We start from the raw sequence: 25,353 nt of genomic DNA, 5'->3' as shown, positions 1-25,353 counted from the left end.
GTTGAACCCGTAGGCGATTTCCAAAGGAGAACAATAAAAATGATCTTCACCCAGGAACACGAAGCACTGCGGCGCACCGTGCGTAATTTTGTCGACAAGGAGATCAATCCGCACGTCGATGAATGGGAAAAAGCGGGCCGTTTCCCGATCCATGAGCTGTTCAAGAAAGCCGGCGAACTGGGTCTATTGGGCATTTCCAAACCCGAACAGTTTGGTGGTATGGGCCTGGATTACAGCTACTCCATCGTCGCCGCCGAAGAGTTTGGCACCATCCACTGCGGCGGCATCCCGATGTCCATCGGCGTGCAGACCGACATGTGCACCCCTGCGCTGGCGCGCTTCGGCTCCGATGAGTTGCGCGAAGAATTCCTGCGCCCGGCCATCTCCGGCGAACAGGTCGGCTGTATTGGCGTATCCGAAGTCGGCGCTGGCTCCGATGTCGCAGGGCTCAAGACCAGCGCGAAGAAAGACGGCACCGACTACGTGATCAATGGCAGCAAAATGTGGATCACCAACGCTCCGAGCGCGGACTTCATTTGCTTGCTGGCCAACACTTCGGACGACAAAGCCCATGTAAACAAGTCACTGATCATGGTGCCTATGAACAGCCCCGGCATCAGCCTCAGCCCACACCTGGACAAGCTCGGCATGCGCAGCTCGGAAACCGCCCAGGTGTTTTTCGATAACGTACGCGTCCCCCAACGCAACCGCATCGGTCACGAAGGTGCAGGGTTCATGATGCAAATGCTGCAGTTCCAGGAAGAGCGTCTATTCGGTGCCGCCAACATGATCAAGGGCCTGGAATACTGCGTCGACAGCACCATCGAGTACTGTCGCGAGCGCAAAACGTTCGGCAACGCGCTGATCGACAATCAGGTGATCCACTTCCGCCTGGCCGAACTGCAAACCGAAATCGAATGCCTGCGAGCCCTGGTCTATCAGGCGACCGAACAGTACGTGAAGGGCCGCGACGTGACCAAACTGGCATCGATGGCCAAACTCAAGGCCGGACGACTGGGCCGCGAAGTCAGCGACAGTTGCCTGCAATATTGGGGCGGCATGGGTTTCATGTGGGACAACCCTGTTTCTCGCGCTTATCGCGATGTGCGCCTGGTGTCGATTGGCGGCGGCGCCGACGAAATCATGCTCGGGATTATCTGCAAACTGATGAACATCCTGCCCGGTAAAAAAGCATGAGCCTGTTACCCGCGTGCCACACGCTGCTGCTGAACAGCCACGGTGGCGTGCTGCACATCACCCTTAATCGGCCCGAGAGCCGCAACGCCATGAGCCTGCAAATGGTCGGTGAACTGCGCGCCGTGCTGGCCGGGGTGCGTGAAGACCCGCAAGTGCGGGCGCTGGTGCTGTGCGGTGCCGGCGGGCATTTCTGCGCCGGTGGCGACATCAGGGACATGGCCAACGCCCGAGGCCAAGGCGCCGAGGCTTACAAGGCATTGAGTCGCGCATTTGGCGCGCTGCTGGAAGAAGCGGAAAAAGCCCCGCAGGTGGTGGTCGCGGTGCTGGAAGGCGCGGTGCTGGGTGGCGGCTTTGGCCTGGCCTGCGTCAGCGACGTCGCCATTGCCCATCATCAGGCGCAATTCGGTCTGCCAGAAACCAGCCTCGGCCTGATCCCGGCGCAAATCGCCCCGTTCGTGGTCAAGCGCATCGGCCTGACTCAGACCCGGCGCCTGGCGCTGACCGCCGCACGCTTTGATGGCGAAGAAGCCGGACGCCTGGGGCTGGTGCACTTTGTCGAGCGCGACGCGCACGCCATGGCCGAACGCTTGAGCGATGTGTTGGAGCAGGTCTTGCGCTGTGCACCCGGCGCGAATGCCACGACCAAAGCCTTGTTGCTGGCCACCGCTGATGTGCCGCTCGGCGCCCTGCTGGATCAGGCGGCCGAAGCGTTCAGCACTTCAATCGTCGGCACCGAAGGTGTAGAAGGCACGCTGGCTTTCGTGCAAAAACGCGAACCCGTATGGGCGAAAAGCAGCTTCTAGCCCCCAGAACAAAGGATGCCACGAATGCCAGCCTTCAACAAAATCCTCATCGCCAACCGCGGCGAAATTGCCTGCCGTGTTTTGCACACGGCACACCGTCTGGGCTATCGCACCGTGGCCGTGTTCAGCGAAGCGGATGCGCACGCACGCCACGTGCAGCTGGCGGACGAAGCAGTGTGCATCGGCCCGGCACAGGTGCAGCAGTCGTACCTGAACATCGAAGCGATCATCGACGCAGCCAGACGCACGGGCGCCGATGCAATTCATCCCGGTTATGGTTTTTTGTCAGAGAACGCTGATTTTGCCCTGGCCTGCGCAGCGGCGAGTCTGGTCTTCATCGGTCCCAGCGCGGAAGCGATCGAGCTGATGGGCAGCAAGCGCCTGTCCAAACTGGCGATGATCGAGGCCGGAGTGCCGTGTATCGCTGGCTATCAAGGCGCTGAGCAGGATGATGCCAGCCTCGGCCGCGAAGCTGAACGGATTGGCTACCCACTGATGATCAAAGCCAGCGCCGGTGGCGGTGGCCGGGGCATGCGCCTGGTGGAAAAGGCCCAACACCTGCTCGAACACCTGCGCACCGCACGGTCGGAAGCGCAAAACGCTTTCGGCTCCAGCGAACTGATTCTCGAGCAGGCGCTGATCAGACCGCGTCACGTGGAAATGCAGATCTTCGGCGACAGCCACGGCAATCTGGTTTACCTCGGCGAACGTGACTGCTCGGTGCAACGTCGGCATCAGAAGATCATCGAAGAAGCACCCTGCCCGATCATGACCCCGGAGCTGCGCGCCGCCATGGGCGCCGCAGCGTTACAGGCCGCCAGCGCAGTACATTACGTCGGCGCGGGCACCGTCGAGTTTCTGCTTGATCAGCGTGGGCGGTTCTACTTTCTGGAAATGAACACGCGCTTGCAGGTCGAACACCCGGTGACCGAAATGATCACCGGCCAAGATCTGGTCGCCTGGCAGATTCAAGTGGCGGCAGGCGATCCCTTACCGCTGCGTCAGGAGCAGATCCAACCCCTGGGTCACGCGATGGAAGTGCGGCTTTACGCCGAGGACCCGGCGCAGGGTTTCATGCCGCAGACCGGCCAGATCGTGCACTGGCAACCCGCGCTGTGTGACGGTGTACGTGTCGATCATGGGGTACTGGAAGGTCAGCACGTCAGCCCGTTCTATGACCCGATGCTGGGCAAAATCATCGCCCACGGCGCCACACGTGAAGAGGCCCGACGCAAGCTGTTGCGAGCCGTGGAAGATTGCGTACTGTTGGGCATCAACAGCAACCAGCAATTGCTGGCCTCTCTGCTGAAACACCCGCAGTTCGTCGCGGGCGCTGTCAGCACCGGTTTTATCGGCGATCACTTCACCGACGCTCCTTGCCTGCACCCTCATTCGCCCACCGCCATTGAACTGGCGATGGCTGCGGCCTTGTTTTATCTCGCCTCGGCCAAGACACATCCCGCCCAGCGTACAGGCTGGGGCAATAGCGCCACAGGCCCGTCACACTATCGATTGGGACATGGCGAACACACATTCGCCGTGGAGCTGAGTCCGAACGCTGAGCGCCTGGACGTGCTGGTGGCGGAAACGCTGATCAGCCTGCACGTGCTTGATACCGACGGCCGCCGGGCGAATGTCGAGGTCGAGGGTGTGTGTCGTCGGTATGCCTATCATCTGGACGCCGACGTGCTCTGGCTGCACAGCAACTCAGGCAATCTACACGTACTCGACCTGACCCACGCCCTTGTCAAAGGCCAGATCAACGTTCACTCAGGCACCCTGAAAGCGCCCATGGACGGCGCGATTGTCGATGTACTGGTCAGCGAAGGGGCGACCGTCAGCCGTGGCCAATTGTTGCTGGTGCTCGAAGCCATGAAGATGGAACACCCGCTCAAGGCCGGAATCGACGGGGTCATTCGTCGTCTGCACGTGATTCAAGGTGATCAGGTAAAAAACCGCCAGGTGTTGCTGGAGGTCGCGCCATTGGACGTAGCAGGCTGATTGTGTCTACGCTCAACTCACCTTAGCGCTGTTTGATCGGAGTTTGATATGCCGCACTGGCTGGTGATTGATCTGGAAGCCACAACAGAGGACGGCGGCTGGCCATTGGCCGAGATGGAGATCATTGAGATCGGCGTGAGCCTGGTCAATCAGGACGGCCGGGAGCTGGATCACTTCGAGCGCTTCGTGCGGCCTTTGCGCCGTCCGCAGCTGACCCGCTTTTGCCGGGAGCTGACGCACATCAGCCAGGTCAATATCGACAATGCTGCGCCGTTGACCAGCGTCTGGCCGCAGTTCGAACGCTGGCTCAGCCATCACCTGCCACGCCTGGAAGGGTGGGCCAGTTGGGGTGAGTATGATCGCCGGCAACTGGAGCAGGAATGGCAGCAGCAACAACTGACCAGCGCCTTGAGCACCCTGCCCCACATCAACCTCAAACAACGTTTTATCGAGGCCCGCAAACTGCAACGTCCACTGGGCTTGAACGGCGCGTTACAACTGGCCGGCATGCAGTTCAACGGGCAACAGCACCGGGCGCTGGTCGACGCACGCAATACAGCGCGACTCCTGCCACTGATACTTCCGACGTGATGAGTAGCCTGCCAACATGACGCCTTTTTTAAAGCGGATGACGGCCTTTTATACGTTCGGCATACTGAGCGATCTTTTGTAACCCTTATCTTCGAGGAATCGCCCATGTTTAAAGTCAACGAATACTTCGACGGCACCGTAAAATCGATTGCGTTCCGTCAGGCGGAAGGCGATGCCACGATCGGCGTCATGGCGGCGGGCAAATACGAATTCGGTACCAGCAAGCGTGAAATCATGCACGTCATTTCCGGCGCCTTGAAAGTCAAACTGCCGGACAGCGACGTGTGGGAAACCTTCACGTCCGGCAGCCAGTTCAATGTACCGGCCAACAGCAAATTCAATCTGGAAGTGCTGGAAGACAGCGCTTATCTGTGTGAATACCGCTGAGTCACGCGTGATCGAGTGATGCTCCGCGTCACCTTTTCAAACCACCGCCTCCTGATGTGCATTGAACTGCAACGCTGCTAGCCGTGCATACAGCGGGTTGCTCGCGATCAGTTGGTGGTGGGTGCCGACCGCAATCAAACGCCCCTGATCGATCACCGCAATACGGTCGGCGTTTTGTACCGTGGCCAGGCGGTGGGCAATCACCAGCGTCGTGCGGCCTTTCATCAAACTCGGCAGGGCTTGCTGAATCAGGTGCTCGCTCTGAGCATCCAGCGCGCTGGTCGCCTCATCTAACAACAGAATCGGCGCATCGACCAACAACGCTCGGGCAATGGCCAGACGTTGACGCTGGCCGCCAGACAGCCCAAGCCCGCCATCGCCCAGATGGGTCTGATAGCCTTCGGGCATCTGCAAAATGAATTCATGAGCATGGGCGATCCTCGCGGCGGCCTGAACTTGCTCGTCAGTTGCGTCGGGATTGCCGTAGCGGATGTTCTCTTCGACACTGCCAAAAAACAGCGCGGGTGTTTGCGAAACCATGGCAAAACAGCGTCGCAAGTCCAGTGGATCAAGCTGGGTAATCGGCAACCCTTCGACCAGAATACGCCCCGTTTGCGGGTCGTAAAAACGCAGCAGCAGATCGAACAATGTCGACTTTCCCGCACCTGAAGGCCCCACCAGTGCCAGGGTTTCGCCCGGTTCGATGCTCAAGCTAAAACCATCGATAGCGTTACGCTCTGGCCGTGACGGGTACGCAAAACTTACGTCTTCGAGGGTCAGGCGCCCACTGACCCGCTCCGGCAGATGCAGCAGATCACTGACCGGCGGCTCGATCTCACTGGGCGCCTGCAGCAGCTCGGCAATCCGCTCAGCCGCACCCGCCGCGCGCTGCAACTCGCCAATGACTTCACTCAGGGTGCCAAAGGCGCTGCCAACGATCAGGCTATAGAAAACGAACGCTGCCAGCTCTCCCCCTGAAATACGCCCGGCAATCACGTCCATACCGCCCACCCACAGCATCACCCCCACGGCGCCCAATACCAGAACGATGACCAGGGTGATCAGCCATGAACGCTGCAAAATGCGTTTGCGGGCGGTGTCGAACGCCTCTTCCGCGGTCACCGCGAAACGTTGTTTGTCCTGCTGCTGATGGTTGTAGGCCTGCACGGTTTTGATCTGGCCCAATGCTTCTGCGACATAACTGCCGACATCGGCAATCCGGTCCTGGCTCAAGCGCGACAGGCTGCGCACCCGACGGCCGAAAATCAGAATCGGGGCAACCACCAGCGGCAGGGCCACGACCACGATGCTGGTGAGCTTGGGGTTGGTGAAAAACAACAAAAAAATGCCGCCGATGACCATCAGCAGGTTGCGCAGGAACATCGATAACGACGAACCAATCACCGACTGCAATAACGTGGTGTCGGCGGTCAACCGCGACTGAATTTCCGAGCTACGGTTGTTTTCATAAAAGCCTGGATGCAGGTTGATCAGGTGATTGAACACCTGCTTGCGGATATCGGCCACCACCCGTTCGCCAATCCATGACACCAGGTAGAACCGGGCAAAAGTGCCAACCGCGAGCCCCACCACCAGCAGCAGAAAGAACTCAATCGAACGGTTGAGCAACTGCGGCGACTGGGTCATGAACCCCTGATCCACCAACAGACGAATGCCTTGGCCCATGGACAAGGTGATGCCAGCAGTCACGATCAAGGCCAGCAAAGCGCCCAGTGACTGCCAGCTATACGGCGCGATAAAACGCACGGCCAGACGAATGGCATTGCGCTGGCGACTGGAAAACACTGAAACCATGGAGGTGACCTGCCTGCCGAAAAGACTTGAGTCAAAGAGCCTACACCTGCGGCGCGGGCGAATCCCTCGATAACGTTGCCTGCGCTGAAATGAACCAGGGCAGTGACGCCGGGTCAGCGTTGATATGTCGTCGTTCTATAAGGGTTAGACAGTTTTGATCTAACGCCATGCTGGCAGTTTTTAATCATTTCTGCTGGACTTGGGCTGCCGTTTGAATGCGCGGAAGGAATGTCACGGCGCGGTCATCAAGCGGGTTTACTTTGAAGCGCACAACCTGATGAGGAGACAGGCCATGAGCTTGCAAAACAGCACCAATCACGTACCGGTCGTTCGAGCTACCCCAACCTTGCCTGTCGGGGGCGCGATTCTTGATAAGGATGGACGCGAGATCCTGATCACCGAAGAGATGGTTCAGGTCGCGTGTCAAGAATGCGACAAACATTGGGTCAAACCCGTAAAACAAGATTGATGCTGCACAGTTTTTTTAAACCCGGCCTTGGTGCCGGGTTTTTTCTGCCTGCGATATCGATGTTTCCACAGGGTTTGTGATTTAAACCAATACCGCACCCAATGCCGTCACGACCCGCTGCAATTGCGGCGACTCACCCAGGATATTCACGGCCAGCCCTTCGATTTCACGACGAGCAGGGTAGTGTTTGCGTAACGCATCAAACGCCAGACGACGACTGTTTGTATCGCCAATCAGGCTGCGGCGAAAGTCTGCGTCGTCGCGGCGCAGGTCATAGACCCCACGGCACAGCATAGCCAGTGCCCAGGCTGGATCACTGTTGGCATTCAGGCTGACCTGCGCCAGCCAAGGTTTTGGCAACAAGCTGTCCAGGCTGATACGCGGTGTTTGCCCCAGGTATGCGCAAAACGCCTGATAGATCTGCGCCGTTCCGCGCTGCCTGCCATCAAGGCTGTAACCGGCGATGTGCGGCGTGGCCAGGACACACAAGTCAGCCAGCGCGACATCCACCTGCGGCTCGCCTTCCCAGACATCAAGCACCGCTTGCAGGTCTTCGCGCTCAAGCAACACCTCACGCAAGGCCGCGTTATCGACGACCGCACCCCGGCTGGCGTTGATCAACCAACTGCCGGGCTTGAGCTGCTGCAAACGCGAATGATCGAACAGATGCCAGGTCGGCTGATCACCGGCCTTGCTCAGCGGCGTGTGCAGGCTGATGACATCGCAGTGCTCGAGCACCTGTTCAAGGCTGACAAAGTCGCCGCCTTCTGCCGCCTGACGGGGCGGATCGCAGACCCGCACATTCCAGCCTAGCCCGCGCAACACCTTGACCAGTCTCCCGCCTACCTCACCGGCACCAACCACGCCATAGGTGCGCTGAGTCAGATCAACGCCTTCGATCTCCGCCAGGGTCAGCAAACTGCCCAGCACGTAGTCGACTACCCCACGCGCGTTGCAACCGGGGGCGCTGGACCATTGAATTCCGGCCTCCTGAAAGTAATCCAGATCCAGGTGATCGGTGCCGATGGTACACGTCCCGACGAAACGCACCGGGCTGCCCTCGAGCAGTACCCGATCAACCTGGGTTACCGAGCGCACCAGCAATACGTCGGCATCCGCAACGGCGGCGCGGTCGAGCGAGCGTCCTGGCAGACGGCGGATGTCACCGTACTGGGCAAAAAAGGCATCGAGCAGCGGTATATTTTCGTCGGCAACAATTCGCATGATGAGCTCCTGAGGTCGGCGGCAGTGTAGGCGCTAGGCCCCTCACTAGGCCAGTCATGGTCTTGCACAACTTCGATTCCTGACTCTTGTGTCAAGAGTGTAGAATGGCCGGCTTTCTGCGTCAGCTTCTGGATTTATTGTGAACTCTGCAACAACACGCTCCCCCGCCTTGACCCGTCCGGCGAGGGTACGCCTGGAACTGCGCACGCTGCTGGCGTTGGCGCTACCGATCATGATCGGGCAGTTGGCCTACACCGCCATGGGCTTCGTCGATGCCGTGATGGCCGGCAGTGTCGGCCCGCGAGATCTGGCCGCCGTGGCCTTGGGCAACTCGATCTGGGTCCCGGTTTACCTGTTGATGACCGGGATCCTGTTGGCAACCACGCCCAAGGTTGCACAGCATCATGGTGCGGGTCATACCGCAGAAATCGGCGCGTTGGTGCGTCAGGCATTGTGGCTGGCGTTGGCGGTCGGACTGATCGCGTCGGCGTTATTGCTGAGCGCCGAACCGGTACTGCACCTGATGAAAGTCGACCCGGTGTTGATCGAACCCTGCATGCAATACCTGCGAGGGATTGCCAGCGGTCTGCCCGCTACAGCACTGTTCTACGTGCTTCGCTGCTTCAGCGACGGCCTGGGCCGAACCCGACCAAGCATGGTGCTCGGCCTGTGCGGTCTGGCACTGAATATTCCGCTGAATTACATCTTCATCTATGGTCATTTCGGCATGCCAGCCTTGGGCGGTGTCGGTTGTGGCTGGGCCACGGCCATTGTGATGTGGGCCATTTTACTGGGCATGACCGGCTGGGTGCGGCGCGCAGTGGTATACAAAGCCAGCGAAGTGTTCAGCCGTTTCGAGTGGCCGCAATGGGCCGCGATCAAGCGCCTGGTCGATATCGGCCTGCCCATCGGCATCGCCGTGTTCGCGGAGTCGAGCATTTTTGCAGTGATTGCACTGCTGATCGGCAGCCTCGGTTCCAACGTGGTGGCAGGGCATCAAATCGCCCTGAACTTCAGCTCGCTGGTGTTCATGATCCCCTTCTCGCTGGGCATGGCCGTGACCGTGCGCGTCGGCCAGGCATTAGGGCGTAACCAGCCTCGGGAAGCGCGCTTCACGGCCGGGGTCGGGATGGCGACAGCCTTGGCCTATGCGTGCTTTTCGGCCAGCTTGATGATGCTCTCGCGTGAGTACATCGCGACGATCTATACGGCCGACCCGGTGGTGATCAAGATGGCTGCGTCGCTGATTGTGTTTGCTGCTTTGTTCCAGTTTTCGGACGCAATCCAAGTCACCGCCGCGGGTGCCCTGCGTGGTTATCAAGACACTCGCGTGACGATGATCCTGACCTTGTTCGCGTACTGGGGGATTGGTCTGCCCGTGGGCTATGCCTTGGGCCTGACCGACCTGCTCGGTGCCGCCAGTGGCCCAGCCGGCCTGTGGCAAGGGCTGATCGTCGGCCTGACCTGCGCAGCACTGATGCTCTCGATCCGCCTGACCGGCAGCGCGCGCAAGCGGATTCGGATCAGTTCAAACGCTTGAAAGCCGGCCGAATTTGTAATCGCAGGCGGTTACACATCAATCGAGCTTTTTGCGAATCCAGTACAGGTAAGTGCCGCCGTCTGCCTGTTGCTCGACCAGTTCATGCCCGAGAAACACGCAAAACTTGGGGATATCGCGACGGGTCGACGGATCCGTGGCGATGACTTTGAGCAAACCACCCGCCTGCAGGTCCCGAACCTTTTGGTGCAACATCATCACCGGTTCCGGGCAATTAAGGCCGCTGGCGTCGAGGATAGCGTCAACCGGCAAGGTATCGATGGGTTCAGACATAAAACACTCCAAAAACAGGCGGCCATTGTCGCTCAATTCATTTGATTCAGCCAAACCCTGTGGAAACCCACAGGGCTAATTCAACGCCGCTTGCCATCCAGACGCCGCAGATGGCACGTCACTTCTTCACGGTCGTGGTACAGCTGCTTGCAGCCGATTTCGACCCTGATGCCCCGCGCCTCGAAGCCTTCTTCAATGCGCAGCAGCAAGCGCCGCACTTCGGCATAACGCTGCTTCATCGGCAACTTCAAGTTAACCACAGCCTCGCGACACAAGCCTTCGCCCAGCCAGGTCTCCAGCAACGCAGCGTTGCGCGCAGGCTTCTCGACAATATCGCAGACCATCCAGTCCACCGGATGACGCGGTTTGAAGGTAAAACCGTCCGCCATCAAATGCTGCACGAGCCCGGTGTCCATCAAGCTTTCGGCCATGGGACCGTTGTCGATGGCCGTTACCAGCATGCCGCGCCGGACCAATTGATAGGTCCAGCCACCCGGTGCGGCCCCCAGATCGACGGCGGTCATCTCGCCAGACAAGCGCTCATCCCACTGATCGCGGGGGATGAAGTGGTGCCAGGCTTCTTCCAGTTTCAAGGTCGAACGGCTAGGCGACTCCCGGGGGAACTTCAGGCGCGGAATACCCATGGGCCACATCGCCGAGTTGTCCGCGTCGGCCATCCCGAGAAATACTTCGCGTCCACTTTTGAAGGTCAGCAGCAGTCGCGGTTTATTCGCGTCTTCCACCAGCTTGCCGGCTTGGGTCAACGCCTTGCGCAAAGGTGCTTCGAATTTGCGACAGAAGTTCGACAACTCTTTGCCATCATTGGTATCGACCACCTCCAGCCACAGACTGCCACAGGTCGGGAAGTTCGCGAGCTGAGCCAGAATCACGCTGATGCGGTCGGTTTCCGGCAAATCGAGAAAAACGCCACGCGCCCATTGCCGGGGAAAGATCAACTGAGCGAAGCGCTGCCCTTTCATCAAGCGCTCGGCGCCATCGTCTTCGGTACAGACGAACTCGGCACAGGCGGCGTTGGTTTTGGCTTTGGCGTAACCCGCCACGTTCAGACGGGCAGCGTGCTCGGCGATCTCGGAACAGACTTCACCTTCGAAGCCTGGCCGGCAGTGCATAAACAGGGTGTTCATTCAATTCTCCTGGGCAGCGGCGAGACATTCAGCCACTGCGCGGCGCTCGGGGTCAGCCCCAACGCTTAAAACCGGCGCATGATAGCGGAATCAGGAACCACTGGCTCCGCTCTGCGGTCCAGTAATACTCATGTCATTAGCCAGAACCACCAATCAGAGCTAGTTTTAGATTCTGCTCGATTCCCTGGTCCGTACCGTGCGGACTCGTAAAGGAGTTATTTCATGCCCTCCCTCGATAGCCTGAAAAGCCTCAAAACACTAGAAGTCGGCACTAAGACCTACCACTATTTCAGCTTGCCGGAAGCCGCTAAATCCCTCGGCGACCTGAGCAAGCTGCCGATGTCGCTCAAGGTGCTGCTGGAAAACCTGCTGCGCTGGGAAGACAACAAGACTGTCACCGGCGCCGACCTCAAGGCCATGGCTGCCTGGCTAACCGCGCGACGCTCGGATCGCGAGATTCAATACCGCCCGGCGCGGGTGCTGATGCAAGACTTTACCGGCGTGCCAGCAGTGGTCGATCTGGCCGCGATGCGCGCGGCCGTCGCCAAGGCCGGTGGAGACCCTCAGCGCATCAACCCGCTGTCCCCGGTGGACCTGGTGATTGACCACTCGGTAATGGTCGACAAATTCGGCGATGCCAGCGCTTTTGGCCAGAACGTCGACATCGAAATGCAGCGCAACGGCGAGCGTTATGCCTTTCTACGGTGGGGCCAGAACGCGTTCGACAACTTCAGCGTGGTGCCGCCGGGCACCGGAATCTGTCACCAGGTCAACTTGGAATACCTCGGGCGCACGGTCTGGACCAAGGATGAAGATGGCCGCACCTACGCCTTCCCCGACACCCTGGTTGGGACCGACTCCCACACCACCATGATCAACGGCCTCGGCATACTTGGCTGGGGCGTCGGCGGGATCGAGGCGGAGGCCGCGATGCTCGGCCAACCGGTGTCGATGCTGATTCCTGAAGTGATCGGCTTCAAGCTGATCGGCAAGCTCAAAGAAGGCATCACCGCCACCGATCTGGTGCTGACCGTCACCCAAATGCTGCGTAAAAAAGGTGTAGTCGGTAAGTTCGTCGAGTTTTATGGCGACGGACTGGCGGACCTGCCATTGGCTGACCGCGCCACCATCGCCAACATGGCCCCGGAATATGGCGCCACCTGCGGCTTCTTCCCCGTAGACGATGTAACCCTGGATTACTTGCGCCTGTCCGGCCGCCCGACCGAGACCGTGAAACTGGTGGAGGCCTACAGCAAAGCGCAAGGCTTGTGGCGCCTGGCCGGTCAAGAACCGGTATTCACCGACAGCCTGGAATTGGATATGGGCAGCGTCGAAGCCAGTCTCGCCGGGCCGAAGCGTCCACAGGACCGAGTCTCACTGCCGAATGTTGCTCAAGCATTCACCGATTTCCTCGGCCTGCAAATCAAACCCAACGGCAAGGAAGAAGGCCGCCTGGAAAGCGAGGGCGGCGGCGGTGTTGCCGTTGGCAGCGCGGACCTGATCGGTGAAGCGGACTACGAACACGAAGGTCAGACCTATCGGCTAAAAAATGGCGCAGTGGTAATCGCCGCGATTACCTCCTGCACCAATACATCCAACCCCAGCGTGATGATGGCTGCCGGGCTGGTGGCGAAAAAAGCGGTAGAAAAAGGACTGACCTGCAAGCCTTGGGTCAAGACCTCGCTGGCACCCGGCTCGAAAGTGGTCACCGACTACTACAAGGCCGCAGGTCTGAACCAGTACCTCGATATACTGGGCTTTGATCTGGTCGGTTATGGTTGCACCACCTGTATCGGTAACTCCGGGCCACTGCGCGAGCCTATCGAGAAAGCCATTCAACAGTCAGACCTGACCGTCGCGTCAGTCCTGTCCGGCAACCGCAACTTCGAGGGCCGTGTGCATCCGCTAGTAAAAACCAACTGGCTGGCCTCCCCGCCGCTGGTAGTGGCTTACGCCTTGGCCGGCACCGTACGTATCGATATCAGCAGCGAGCCGCTGGGCAACGGCTCGGATGGCAAGCCGGTTTACTTGCGCGATATCTGGCCCAGCCAGAAGGAAATCGCCAAGGCGGTGGAAAACGTCAACACCAGCATGTTTCACAAAGAATATGCCGAGGTATTCGCCGGTGACGCGCAATGGCAAGCCATTGCAGTACCGCAGGCAGCAACGTATGTCTGGCAGTCTGACTCCACCTACATCAAGCACCCGCCTTTTTTTGACGGTATCGACGGCCCTCCGCCCGTGGTCGAGGATGTAGCTGGCGCACGCATCCTGGCGCTACTCGGCGACTCGGTGACCACCGACCACATCTCCCCCGCAGGCAATATCAAGGCCGATAGCCCCGCAGGCCACTACTTGAGCGAAAAAGGCGTAGAGCCAAGGGACTACAACTCCTACGGCTCTCGTCGCGGCAACCATGAAGTCATGATGCGCGGCACCTTCGCCAACATCCGCATCCACAACGAAATGCTCGGAGGCGAAGAAGGAGGCAACACCCTCTATGTGCCGACCGGCGAAAAACTGTCGATTTACGATGCGGCCATGCGTTATCAAGCCGACGGCACGCCGCTGGTGGTGATCGCAGGGCAAGAATATGGCACGGGCTCAAGCCGTGACTGGGCGGCCAAAGGCACCAACCTGTTGGGGGTCAAAGCCGTGATTGCCGAAAGCTTCGAGCGGATTCACCGCTCCAATCTGGTGGGCATGGGCGTATTGCCGCTGCAGTTCAAGAACGGTCAGAGCCGCAAAACGATGAAGCTGACCGGCAACGAAAAAATCGACATCACTGGCCTGACCAAGACCGAACTGCAACCGGGAATGAGTTTGAAACTGAACATCACCCGTAACGACGGCAGCCAGGAAACCCTCGACGTGCTTTGCCGGATCGACACGCTGAATGAGGTTGAATACTTCAAGGCTGGAGGGATTTTGCACTACGTGCTGCGCCAGCTGATTGCTTCGTAGCTGAACAGTCCTATTAGCAGGAAGACGCCTGGCGGTAACCCTGCTTTATAGAACACATCACGTGACTGATTGCGCTCCGTCTTCAATGGGGCGCAATCGCTCGGTAATCCTTCTTTCAGAAGCTCCTTACGGAAAAACTGGAATCCCCCTCCCCTAATCATCAGAAATATCCTTGCTGCGTCTGACAGGCTTGCGCACCATTCAGCGGTAGAATCCGCGCCTAAACGGATTTTGAGTGGTCACAAGGAGCTTCCCCATGCCTGCATTGCGCTGGACAGGATTAACGTTACTCACCCTCGGATATGGCATGGCGCTGGCATACGGTTATCTGAACCTGTTTGCCTCGCTGTCAATCGCCCTGCTGATCATGGCCGGCCTGTGCGTCTCGCAGTTCAGCGACACCTATGTCCGCGCGTTCGGCCACGGGCTATTTCTCCTGCTGGCGTTGGCGCTGGCCACCCATTGGTTGCCGGGTTTTTACAGCGCGCGCGTGATCGCCGGTGTGCGGTTCACGCCCGAGGCAGCACCCTTTTCGATGTACCTGAACCTCGACAAGCCGCTCATCGGCTTCTGGATTCTATGGATATGCCCGTGGGTGCTGACCCGCACAGGTTTCACCCGATCAGCCATCGTCAGTACCATCGCGCTGGTTGCCACCAGCACCGCTTGCATGCTGGCCGCCGTGTCATTGGGCATGATCACGTGGGCACCGAAATGGCCGGCGCAAAGCGGGCTGTGGATAGTCAATAACCTGTTGTTGGTGACCTTGACCGAAGAACTGCTGTTTCGCGGCTATATCCAGGGCGGCTTTCACCGTCTATTCAAACAATTGCCCTACGGCAGTGGGCTGGCCATCGCCGCAGCAGCGACAGTATTTGGTCTGGCTCACATGGGCGCGGGTTGGCAATGGGTGCTACTGTCAGGGTTTGCTGGCATAGGCTATGGTCTGGCCTACCGCTTTGGCGGTTTCCAGGCAGCGGTCATCACTCACTTTGGTTTGAATCTGGTGCATTTCAGCCTGTTTACCTACCCCATGTTTGATCGATAATGACGGCCGCTATCAAAGACCGGCTCATGTCAAAACCTGCGACTCGTCGGTCATTAAAGAAACCTGCTCAATTTATCAATGCCTTGGCCGATACCCCGTCAAAGCCCAGCGGACTCGAAAGCTCATGCGTAATAACCAGCCCATCACCCAGCGCGAACGGACGTTTCCCGCTCAACAGCGGTTGATCTCCACCACCGACGCCAAGGGCGTGATCACCTATTGCAACGACGCCTTCGTTGAAATTAGTGGTTACACCTCAGAGGAACTGGTTAGAGCGCCGCACAATATCGTCCGCCACCCTGACGTGCCCTCGGCGGTTTTCGCCCACATGTGGAACACCCTCAAGCAGGGTCAGCCATGGATGGGAATTGTCAAAAACCGCAGCAAAAACGGCGACCACTACTGGGTTAACGCCTATGTAACACCCATATTTGAAAACGATCAGGTGGTGGGCTATGAATCGGTGCGGGTCAAACCGACCGCCGAGCAGATCCGTCGCGCTGAAGCCTTGTACACCCGTATCAATAACGGAAAATCGGCGATTCCTCGTCGGGACAAATGGCTACCCGTCCTACAGGACTGGATACCGTTCATCCTGGTCAGCCAATTAAGCTTCATGATCGGCGCTTGGCTTAACTCCAATTGGGGCTTCGCCCTCGCCGCTGCATTGTCAGTCCCCTTGGGGTTGCTCGGCTTGAGCTGGCAGCAACGTGGTATCAAGCGATTGTTGAAGCTGGCCGAACAAACCACCTCCGACCCGCTGATCGCCCAAATGTATACCGATAGCCGTGGGCCGCAAGCGCGCCTGGAAATGTCGATCCTCAGCCAACAGGCTCGCCTGAAAACCTGCCTGACCCGCTTGCAGGCTTCCGCCGAAGACCTGAACGACCAGGCCCGCCGATCCGACACCCTCGCCCACGCCAGCTCCGATGGACTTGAGCGTCAGCGTGTCGAGACCGAGCAAGTGGCCACCGCCGTCAACCAGATGGCCGCCACCACTCAGGAAGTCGCCAGCCACGTGCAACGCACGGCCGATGCCACCCAACAAGCCAACGAACTGACCCGTCGCGGCCGTGATATCGCAGGTGAAACCCGCGAAGCGATTCAGCGCCTGTCCACCGCCGTCGGTGAAACCGGCCTGACCGTGACGCAACTGGCCAAAGACAGCAACGAAATCGGCAGCGTCGTCGACGTCATCAAAGGCATCGCCGACCAGACCAACCTGCTCGCGCTCAACGCCGCCATTGAAGCGGCACGCGCCGGGGAAATGGGCCGGGGCTTTGCGGTGGTCGCCGATGAAGTCCGCCAACTGGCACAACGCACCACCGAGTCCACCGGGCAGATTCATGGCCTGATCGCCAAACTGCAAAAAACCGCCAACAATGCCGTGCAAACCATGGACGCCGGGCATCGCCAGGCCGAAGAAGGCGTCGCCCGGGTTATGGAAGCCGACAAAGCGCTGGTGGGCATCAGCGACGCAGTGGCCAACATCACTGACATGACCACCCAAATCGCCGCCGCCACCGAAGAACAAAGCGCCGTTGCCGAGGAAATCAGCCGCAAGATCACCACCATCGCCGAACTGGCCGATAAAACCTCCGACGAAGCCCGCCGCTCGGCCGTACTGAGCGAAGAGCTGACCAGCACCGCGCGGTCTCAGTATTCGCTGGTGGAGCGTTTTAATCGGTAATAGGTAATTTGTTGTAAAAAGACCCTGACAGACTTTGTCTGTCGGGGTTTTTTATTGGGTGGCGTTTGGGAAATGTAGGATGCTTCTGAAATACGGCATTTGAACGGCTTGCAGACCACAACAACACGACAGGCCCACCCGAACAGCTTGACAGAACCTTGCCACCTCTATTAGTTGATTTGAAGGCAGCGAAAACAATAACTAATTACCACCCAATAATGATAATAAAACAACAATTGACTACTTCGTCACTGACCGCGCAGGCAACACATCCATCGCCTCGCACTGTGTAACCTTAACGCTGCAACTACAAGACACTCCTTCTCCCTCCATTTCCTCCACGCACCAACAAAACCCAGGCGGATTATCCGCCTGGGTTTTGTTTATTATAAAAAATAAGTACTCTCCTTTAAATATGTAGGAATTAATCCATACCTGTAGGCTGCATCCTACATTCCTTGCGCCTTCCCATCTAATTGACTATCCGAACGGGCCACTCTGATTGACAACCCGGCGAATACCCTATTACGTCGACATGCACCTAGTTAACACTAACGAGTCACACACAGCATCAATTGCTCACAACATGAAATCAATGGCAGAAAACCAAGCAACAACCGTGTAGTCTTCCGACCAACCCCGAGCCTCGTTACACGAAGCAATGTAATTCTCCAGGAATAAATCGCCATTGCAGCTTATAAATATTGTGTCGCCGCACTATCAACATTTATGTCCGCACTGTAAGGAGTATTGAATATGGATGATCAAAAGCCGCCTGGCTCTCCTCCCTTCAAGCCTGAAAAGCCTACGACGCAGGTTACGCGTCCGGCTCGGCGAGACAGCCCCACCAAACCGGGCGCTCCTCTGGGAACGCACTTGCTGGCAGAACGTTCGGACGGCGCTCCGAAGACCTCGTCAACCGGGGAAATGGCCTTTACCTACGCCCGCGTACTACGGGCTGAAGATAACTCGTCGGGCGAGCTTACCATCCTCATTTCCACCCACCTGGAGCCACCCTCCCTGGAAGGGATCAACCCCAAGTCAGTCTCGGAAGCGCAGATGAAAGCCGGGATCAACGTACTGATACCTGGCTCGTCCTATTTGCAACCCGGGGATGAATTCCACCTGCTGTGGGGCAGCAGAACCTACCCTATCCAGACGCTGGATGAAGAACACATCAACGATCCGATCATTGGGATGCAATGGGTCTCGTACAGTACAGATAATGTTGCCCCGCAGGGCAAAGTCGAAGTGTGTTACGACATCAATCGCGACGGACAACGGATTGGCACCTCCGCGATCCTCTATCTGAACGTGCATAGCTGTTACCGATCCAGCGCCAAACAACGCAACCGAGGACGATCCATCAGACGCAAACAGCAGCGACGCCCACCGCCGCAGCATTGAGGGTGTAAAGAAAAACCCCCGATGAGTGATCACCGGGGGTTTTTCTACGCTGGCTTCAGAACCCCGAAGCGCTTGGACTCACCTCATCAAAAAGCATACCGCACACCCACGTTTGCCCCCCACGGCTGCTCGACGTTATTGCCCTTCATGTAGTCGAAGTCCGCGTGCACTTGCAGGCGCTTCGACAGCGATACCGCCACCCCTGCACCCAACTCTGCACGCGAGCCAAATAGCTCATTGTTGAAACGGGTGTCGTTGACCGTCACCTCGTTGCTGCGCGCAAATTCGTGAGCGACAGCGACACGCACATAGGGCTGGAGTACACCGCCATCCTTAAGCGCGATGTTACGGCCGACCGAAGTACCCACCTTGCCCAGTACCGACTGAGTGCGGTTGTTCTTCGCTTCCAGGCCGTTGTCCAGAGTGTAATGGTCGCCCTGAATCACCACCGCCGCCATCTGCGCAAAGGGTTCAAGGAAGAAGTCATCGGCCAACTTGATGTGCTTGCCGACCTCCACCGAACCACCGATACCCGTGTTTTTATAACTGCCCTTGGCTTGAGTCTGGTCGCTCATCGCCACCTCCGACTCGTTGTTGAAGGTGTTGAGCTTGAGCACACCATCAACGTAATAGCCCTCCTCCGACAGCCAAGTACCGTAAGCGCCGACGTAATAGCTGTCGACATTGCCCGAGGTGCCGCGACTCAAGTCCAGATCGGACTTGCTATACCCACCGAGCAACCCTATCAGCAACTGACCGTTACTCACCGGAACCGGCGCATCCGCACCGAACGACATACCGCTCTGTCGCTGCTCATAATCGACACCTGCGCCGGTCGTGGCGTTGAAGCGATTGCCATACGCCCGAATCCAGCCGCCACCCTCGCCGCTGGTGCGCACTTCACCCATGCGACTGCGCAACGTCGACAGCTCGCTCATCCAGATATTGGGTGCAGCATTGAACAAGGCCAGCACACTCTGCGTCGAGGGGCTGATGGTTTTGCCCGAACCGACGATGAACCAGTCGGTGCCCTGCTCTTCCAGTTCGTAGGAATAGACGCCCAAATCCACCCGATTGCCCAGCAGGATGAACTGCGCATCGCCACCTTCGGTGTGGACCACCTGCAATGGCTGAATGTCGGGCGACACCGGTTCAACGCCCGTGTTCTTCACTTTGAGCGTGAAGTCGCCATTGGCCTCGCCGTTGACCTCCAATAAGTCACCGACACCAGCATCCAGATCAATGTTCATGGCAAATGCACCGCTACCGGACAACTCACCCAGCGACAGCGTATGAAACCCGTCCGCACCAAAGTTCACCCCGCCGCCGTTGAGGTTCAGCGTCTTGACTGCGTTATCACCCACCATCTGCCACTGCGCACCGGAATTGATCGACAAATTGTTGCCGTTGATCACATCGCCGGTGAGCTGCGCGTTGTTTTGCAGGGTGACATTCAGCGTGCTGGTGTCATCGGCGACCAGATTGCCAGTAAGGGTACTGTCGTCGACGGTGAATTTTACGGTGCTGTCGCCGTCGACTTCCAACAGATTGCCGTTACCGGACAAAAGGGTTGAGTGGTTTTGAAAGGTGATGTCGGCGACGGCACCAATAGGCTCGCTCACCATAGAGGGCGGTGTTGCTGTGACCTTGATTGCGGGACCGTTCAAACCCTGAACTTCAGACCCATCTATAACGACTACACTATTGATCGATTTAGGCACATCCGTAGCATTTCCCACGTCAATGGAAATCAATAGGCCATTATTACTGCCCACAATCAAACTACCATTCGATGCGTTTACTGTAGCACCTGCAAGCACTACACCCAATCCACCAAAACTACCCCCACCAACCCCTGCCAATTGACTATTACTAACATTCAGTTCACTTCTACCACCAACATTGGCGCCAACCCCACCAGAAAGTGAACTATTGCTCACATTTGCCACGGAAATCGCATTACCACCCCTAATCACGGTCAACGCTTCTCTATCGCTGACAACAACGGATTGATTAATATTTACCACCCCACCAAAAGATTTAACGTCACCGCGGGCAGTGCTTGACTCCATATTAAGCGTACTGCCGTTAATATTAATATAACCAGTAGTAGCACCGCTAACGTTCAACACACCGCCATTCTGGACATTATATGAATCTTGCGGCGTCGCCCCATCCACATTCCATACAATGCCATCAACTAAGAGCCTCGATGTTTTAGGGTCTCTCGCCAACACTTGATTTCCATTAGGCGCACTGGGAAAACGGACTAACGCAGCATCAGCCATAGCGTCCTCAGCGACAGCGTACAGGCTCAACGAAGCGCCCAATGAAACGCCTACCGCCCCCAGCCCTATCCGAAAAATCGGGCGGCACGAACCAATCCTTTTCAATATGCAACTCCTTCATAAAATGAACTGACCCTATTTTAGAGTTCGCATTCAGTCCTGAAGAGCGTTATGGATATTATCCTTGTAGGACGCATCTGAAGAATTTGAAATATGAGTCTTACAGACAGCGGGTATTCCGTTTGGGCGCCTGAGACGAGCTCTATTAAATAAAATTCGAGCGATTGACAATCACATTCAATTGCTATTGGTTCGATTTTAGACAGCACCCCCATAACTATGTACCACCCGATGGCTGTGGGGCCTGTTTCCAACGCAATGCTTTCAGACGAACGCTTATGAGCCGCTATCGATGACGCGACAGCGACAGGTGTCTCAAACCATCAGGAGAGTCAACATGCAAAACTACGACAACCAAACAGCTGGCACTAGAGAAACTTCTATGGAGCTGCCCACCATTTCAATTGCTGACCCTGTGGATGGACTTTTACAGCGTCGGGATTTAGAGAGCACTATCACTGTCAGCTTTCCAACTTGGCCGGATGCGATGGAGGGTGATTATTACCAACTGCTCATTAATAATGCTCTGAAGGGGGAACAAAAGCAGCTAGGGAGCAATCCGACGCCCGGTGAAATACTGACGTTTGAAATTTTTATTTCTGATCGCTGGGAAGAGGGTGCTCATACGCTGGCTTACCACACCAAGCGCTTCATCGGCGGCACCCCCAATGTATCTGCCTCCACCCCCGTCATCATTGACCGTACCCCTCCCGGCGGCGGCACACTCGCACCGCTGATGTTCCCGAGCGAAAGTGAAAACGGCCTGACCTCCGCCGAACTGTCGGCCATGGGCAACGTGCTGGTGGCGAACGTGCCGGGGTATTTCGACATGAAATGGGGGGATGTGATTCGCAGCTATTGGGCGGGCCAGCCAGGACCGGTCCATACGGTGCTGGCGGAAGAACTGACCGACCCGGCCATCAGCCTGAGCTTCGACCGCACCTATCTGGAGTCGCTGGAGGATGGCGAGGTCGCAGTGACCTACACCGTGACCGACCGCGCAGGCAATACCTCGGTGGTGTCGCAAGCGGCCAGCGTTGTGCTGCGCATCAAAAACACCCCGACCGATCTGCTGCCACCCATGGTGCCGCAGGCCGACGATGGGCTGATCGATGACACCGATGGCCGCCAAGGGGTGCGGGTGGATATTCCGGCGTACACCCATGCCGAGGCCGGGGACGCCATAACCCTGCTATGGGGCAGCGTAGCCTTACCCGAGTATCGGCTGACTGCCGCTGAGCTCGGCCAAGCGGTGCTGTTCTCCATGGCGGTGGCCTATCCGAGTCTGGTGCAGGCCGGCGATGGCAAGATCGAGGTTCGCTATGAAGTACGCCGCGAAGGGCAATTGCTCGCCACCTCGCCGAGCCTGGAGGTGCAGGTGTTTCTGACAGTGCCGGGCCCGCAGGACGACTCGCCGCACACCTTGATCAACGAAGCGCTGGCCGCGCCGGTCATTAAAGGCAGAAGCGATAACGCCAATCGACAGGACAACGTCCTTGATGAAGACGATTACCTGCTCAGCGCCGACACGGTGATTGCCTGGCGTGGGGGGTTCAAGCGCTGCGACCAGATCAATCTGTTCTGGGGCGCCTCGACCGTGCCCGTGGTTCGGCCAATCAATCAGAACGACGTTGATACAGCAACCGATCTGCTGATCTGCCTGCCCAATCGGGTCATCACCGCTGAAGGCGTGTGCAAGCCGGTTTCAGTGCGTTACACCGTGACGCATGCGGGCAACCCCAACACCTCATATTCGCCAAGCCAACCGGTGAAGCTGGTGTCGAAAGGACAATTGCCGGGCGGTGAAACCGGCCTCGGTGCGCCGCTGTTTATCCAGGCCAATGCGTATTGCACGCTGGAACCGGCAGGCAGCCCGGACGGCAGCCCGAACGGCACCGCAGTGCACATCAACCCCTACCGGAACATGCAGGTCGGCGATGTTATTCAATTGTCGTTCACCGGGTTCGACGCCATGAGTGGCGGTGATCCGGTGGTGGCCGCGTCGGACCGTCAGGAACAGGTGGTGAGCGACAATGACCTGCTCAAAGGCTGCCGGTTCATGATTGCCCACACCTGTTTGATGGCCATCCAGCGGGGTCGAGCGGAAGCGCGCTACGAGGTGATCAATACCCATGGGCAGGCGAGTTCATTAAAGGCAGGCACTTATGTCGATATGCGCACGCCTGCGCCGGGGTGCTGAACGCGCTTGCTCGTTCAACAGATAAAAAAAACTATTTATTTACCACCCACTGTTGACAGGTCACGAAAACCTCTATTAGTTCAATGACAGATAAAGCCTTTACACCGTTTATCTAACCGCCATTATCCCGCGTGATAACGGGCCCTATACATCGTTAACCACGCAACTTTAACCCTAAAAGTTGTCGGGCTTTTATTGCAAAAAAAACGCGGAAAACTGCTCTTCAGCAGAATACCGCGCATTCACTCAGGAGAATAACCATGTGTACTTCAAATGCTTTGATTCGCCGTCATTCACATCGCGCACCGCGTGCATTAGTTCCACCGGTACTGCCCACTGCATTGGTCGACGGTCTTTTACCCGCTGCACTATTGACCGCACCAATCCCTGTAACATTCCCTGTATGGGACGATGCTGTCGAGGGTGACTACTACCAATTGCTGCTGGATAACGTACTTGTCGGCGTGCAAGGACAACTTCCGGCGAACCCGATCCCGGGCACTGAACTGACCCTGGATATTCCAGTTGATAGTTTGACCGGCGCGCAGGACGGTAACCACACGCTGGCGTACCTCTCTCGGCGTTTTATTGGTGGTACGCCCAATGTGTCGGCAGCAACTCCGATCGTGTTCGACCGACAGGCGCCAGGCGGTTCGCTGCTGTCGCCGCTGATTTTCCCGAGGGTCGTCAATGATGGCCTGACCTCGGACGAACTGACCGCGATGGCGGATGTGTTGGTCGGTGAAGTACCGGCCTACTTCGACATCAAACTGGGTGATGTCATCCAGACTTACTGGGCTGGCCAGAAAGGTCCGGAACATACCGTGCAACAGGCCGAAGTACCCGGCGGTGGCACGCAGCCTGAGCGGATCATGATCGGGTTTACCCGCGTATATCTGGAAGCATTGGGCGATATCAAAGAGGACGTGTACTACGTCATCACTGATCGTGCCGGTAACATTTCAGTGGATTCAGAACCGGTGGCGTTCCAACTTGCACTGCATGAATCCGCAGTCGATCTGCCCGCGCCGATTATCGCTCAAGCCGATGACCGTGTTATCAGCGATGCCGACGCGAAGCAGTCTGTGAGCGTAGACATTCCTGCGTACGACGGTGTGCAACCGGGTGATGAGGTCACGCTGTATTGGGGTGCCAATAGCCTGCCGATGCAGTCTGTTGAGGCAGGAGACGAAAACGAAGACCCTATTTTCACCCTGCTGGTGAACTACGCCACCGTCGCATTAACACCTGATGGCGACGTAGACGTGTACTACGAAGTGCGTCGCAACACCCTGTTGTTTGGCACTTCCGCAGTGAAGACCGTCAATGTCGTGCTGGATCTTCCAGGTCCTGTGAGTCCTGAAAAACCGATCATCCGTGGGGCCAGCACCAACCCCGACGATACCGACAACGTAATCGACGAAAACGATTACCTGCAACCGGCCACTGCCATCATCGCCTGGAAAAGCGGGTTTATTGAGGACGATCAAATCAGCCTGTTCTGGGGGCAGCAGCCGGTGCCGGTGCTATATCGGATCAAGCTTTCCGATGTCACGGCAGCAGCAGACCTGTCGTTGACGGTTCCTAACGCGTTGATCTCTAACGAAGGCACCGGCACGGACATTCGGGTCAATTACACCGTGACGCATACGGGTAATCCCAACACAACCTACTCGGCGTCTCAAAGCGTGATTGTGAGACGCAAGGGCGAGTTGCCAGGCGGCGAAAACGGTCTGCAGCCACCGGAATTCCAGCGAGTGACTGAAAACGGCGGTATTGGGGCGATCCTCAACCCCGATGGTGCCACTTTATTGGTCAAGCCTTACGAGAATATTAAAACGGGCGACGTATTGAACTTTACATTCCTGGGATGGAAAGGTTTGTTCGAAGGCCCGCAAGTTCCAGAAGCAACGTACACCTTTACCACTGAGCCACTGACCGAACAACAAACTCGCGAAGATTACGAGTTCACCGTGCCGGATGCGAACCTGCGTCTGATTTGTTTCGGTCGCGCCGAAGCCATGTTTAAAATCAACAGTATTACCGGCCCTGCTACTTCCGGTATTGCAAAAGTCTTTATTGACATGGTCACCCCTGGCGAAGGCTGTGCAAAGCCTTGATCTCGCGTGTGGGCCGCCGAACAGCGGCCCACTTTCATTGTGACTAATACTGA

The 25,353-nt window shown here is 57.5% G+C and carries 18 protein-coding genes; 13 read left to right on the top strand and 5 right to left on the bottom strand.

The annotated features are described in order from the left end of the window. The first annotated feature begins 39 nt into the window (after positions 1-39). From atuD to ppnP, 5 genes are all read left to right on the top strand, one after another. The gene (atuD, locus tag ACVBEG_RS07850; RefSeq protein ID WP_322179862.1) at positions 40-1,197 is read left to right on the top strand and encodes a citronellyl-CoA dehydrogenase; all 1,158 of its coding nucleotides are present in this window, start codon (positions 40-42) and stop codon (positions 1,195-1,197) included. Continuing rightward, positions 1,194-2,000: an enoyl-CoA hydratase/isomerase family protein gene (locus ACVBEG_RS07845; RefSeq protein WP_447107544.1), complete on the top strand. Its 807-nt coding sequence runs from the start codon at positions 1,194-1,196 to the stop codon at positions 1,998-2,000. The genes atuD and ACVBEG_RS07845 overlap by 4 nt, the downstream gene beginning before the upstream one ends. 24 nt (positions 2,001-2,024) lie before the next feature. Next, positions 2,025-4,001, top strand: coding sequence for an acetyl/propionyl/methylcrotonyl-CoA carboxylase subunit alpha (locus tag ACVBEG_RS07840; protein WP_322179864.1), 1,977 nt, complete (start codon positions 2,025-2,027; stop codon positions 3,999-4,001). A gap of 48 nt (positions 4,002-4,049) precedes the next feature. Continuing rightward, on the top strand, positions 4,050-4,592 hold the full coding sequence (locus ACVBEG_RS07835; protein WP_219060547.1) for an exonuclease domain-containing protein: 543 nt from the start codon (positions 4,050-4,052) through the stop codon (positions 4,590-4,592). 105 nt (positions 4,593-4,697) lie between these two features. After that, positions 4,698-4,979, top strand: a complete 282-nt coding sequence (gene ppnP / locus ACVBEG_RS07830; protein WP_219060546.1) for a pyrimidine/purine nucleoside phosphorylase — start codon at positions 4,698-4,700, stop codon at positions 4,977-4,979. Between the two features lie 36 nt (positions 4,980-5,015). On the opposite strand, the gene ACVBEG_RS07825 is transcribed toward ppnP, so the two are convergent. Beyond that, positions 5,016-6,794, bottom strand: a complete 1,779-nt coding sequence (locus ACVBEG_RS07825) for an ABC transporter transmembrane domain-containing protein (RefSeq protein ID WP_447107543.1) — start codon at positions 6,792-6,794, stop codon at positions 5,016-5,018. A gap of 292 nt (positions 6,795-7,086) precedes the next feature. Between ACVBEG_RS07825 and ACVBEG_RS07820 the strand changes: the two genes are divergently transcribed. Continuing rightward, positions 7,087-7,263 carry a PA1571 family protein gene (locus tag ACVBEG_RS07820; protein ID WP_219060544.1) on the top strand — a complete coding sequence of 59 codons (177 nt, stop codon included), beginning with the start codon at positions 7,087-7,089 and terminating at the stop codon, positions 7,261-7,263. An 81-nt stretch (positions 7,264-7,344) separates the two neighbouring features. Here ACVBEG_RS07820 and pdxB read toward each other — a convergent pair whose 3' ends face one another. Continuing rightward, complete coding sequence (pdxB, locus tag ACVBEG_RS07815; RefSeq protein ID WP_447107542.1) at positions 7,345-8,487, bottom strand: 4-phosphoerythronate dehydrogenase PdxB; 1,143 nt, start codon at positions 8,485-8,487, stop codon at positions 7,345-7,347. Positions 8,488-8,626: 139 nt separating this feature from the next. Between pdxB and ACVBEG_RS07810 the strand changes: the two genes are divergently transcribed. Next, positions 8,627-10,027 carry an MATE family efflux transporter gene (locus tag ACVBEG_RS07810; protein WP_322179867.1) on the top strand — a complete coding sequence of 467 codons (1,401 nt, stop codon included), beginning with the start codon at positions 8,627-8,629 and terminating at the stop codon, positions 10,025-10,027. Positions 10,028-10,063: 36 nt separating this feature from the next. Here the strand turns inward: ACVBEG_RS07810 and tusA are convergent, their stop codons facing one another. Further along, positions 10,064-10,318 (bottom strand): sulfurtransferase TusA, encoded by a 255-nt coding sequence (tusA, locus tag ACVBEG_RS07805; protein ID WP_219060542.1) that lies wholly within the window; start codon positions 10,316-10,318, stop codon positions 10,064-10,066. A gap of 80 nt (positions 10,319-10,398) precedes the next feature. Beyond that, positions 10,399-11,463 carry a 23S rRNA (cytidine(2498)-2'-O)-methyltransferase RlmM gene (gene rlmM / locus ACVBEG_RS07800; RefSeq protein ID WP_322179868.1) on the bottom strand — a complete coding sequence of 355 codons (1,065 nt, stop codon included), beginning with the start codon at positions 11,461-11,463 and terminating at the stop codon, positions 10,399-10,401. 222 nt (positions 11,464-11,685) lie between these two features. Here rlmM and acnA point away from each other — a divergent pair, with 222 nt between their 5' ends. The 4 genes from acnA to ACVBEG_RS07780 all read left to right on the top strand — a co-directional run bounded on the left by acnA (position 11,686) and on the right by ACVBEG_RS07780 (position 18,572). Then, a complete protein-coding gene (gene acnA / locus ACVBEG_RS07795; RefSeq protein ID WP_447107541.1) occupies positions 11,686-14,427 on the top strand; it encodes an aconitate hydratase AcnA in 2,742 nt (913 codons plus the stop codon). A gap of 256 nt (positions 14,428-14,683) precedes the next feature. Next, on the top strand, positions 14,684-15,475 hold the full coding sequence (locus ACVBEG_RS07790; protein ID WP_322215573.1) for a CPBP family intramembrane glutamic endopeptidase: 792 nt from the start codon (positions 14,684-14,686) through the stop codon (positions 15,473-15,475). A 124-nt stretch (positions 15,476-15,599) separates the two neighbouring features. Further along, complete coding sequence (locus ACVBEG_RS07785) at positions 15,600-17,165, top strand: methyl-accepting chemotaxis protein (RefSeq protein ID WP_322179871.1); 1,566 nt, start codon at positions 15,600-15,602, stop codon at positions 17,163-17,165. A gap of 756 nt (positions 17,166-17,921) precedes the next feature. Continuing rightward, positions 17,922-18,572 carry a hypothetical protein gene (locus tag ACVBEG_RS07780; RefSeq protein ID WP_322179872.1) on the top strand — a complete coding sequence of 217 codons (651 nt, stop codon included), beginning with the start codon at positions 17,922-17,924 and terminating at the stop codon, positions 18,570-18,572. A gap of 86 nt (positions 18,573-18,658) precedes the next feature. Here ACVBEG_RS07780 and ACVBEG_RS07775 read toward each other — a convergent pair whose 3' ends face one another. Next, entirely contained in the window at positions 18,659-20,644 is a 1,986-nt protein-coding gene (locus ACVBEG_RS07775; protein ID WP_416194627.1) for an autotransporter outer membrane beta-barrel domain-containing protein, read from the bottom strand. A gap of 718 nt (positions 20,645-21,362) precedes the next feature. Between ACVBEG_RS07775 and ACVBEG_RS07770 the strand changes: the two genes are divergently transcribed. Together ACVBEG_RS07770 and ACVBEG_RS07765 are read left to right on the top strand one after the other, a co-directional pair. After that, positions 21,363-23,180, top strand: a complete 1,818-nt coding sequence (locus tag ACVBEG_RS07770) for a hypothetical protein (protein ID WP_447107540.1) — start codon at positions 21,363-21,365, stop codon at positions 23,178-23,180. A gap of 260 nt (positions 23,181-23,440) precedes the next feature. Beyond that, positions 23,441-25,300, top strand: coding sequence for an addiction module component (locus ACVBEG_RS07765; protein ID WP_323565973.1), 1,860 nt, complete (start codon positions 23,441-23,443; stop codon positions 25,298-25,300). Positions 25,301-25,353: the final 53 nt, after the last annotated feature.

Source organism: Pseudomonas sp. GG8 (assembly GCF_052976945.1).
This window is presented reverse-complemented; position numbering and strand designations above follow the sequence as displayed.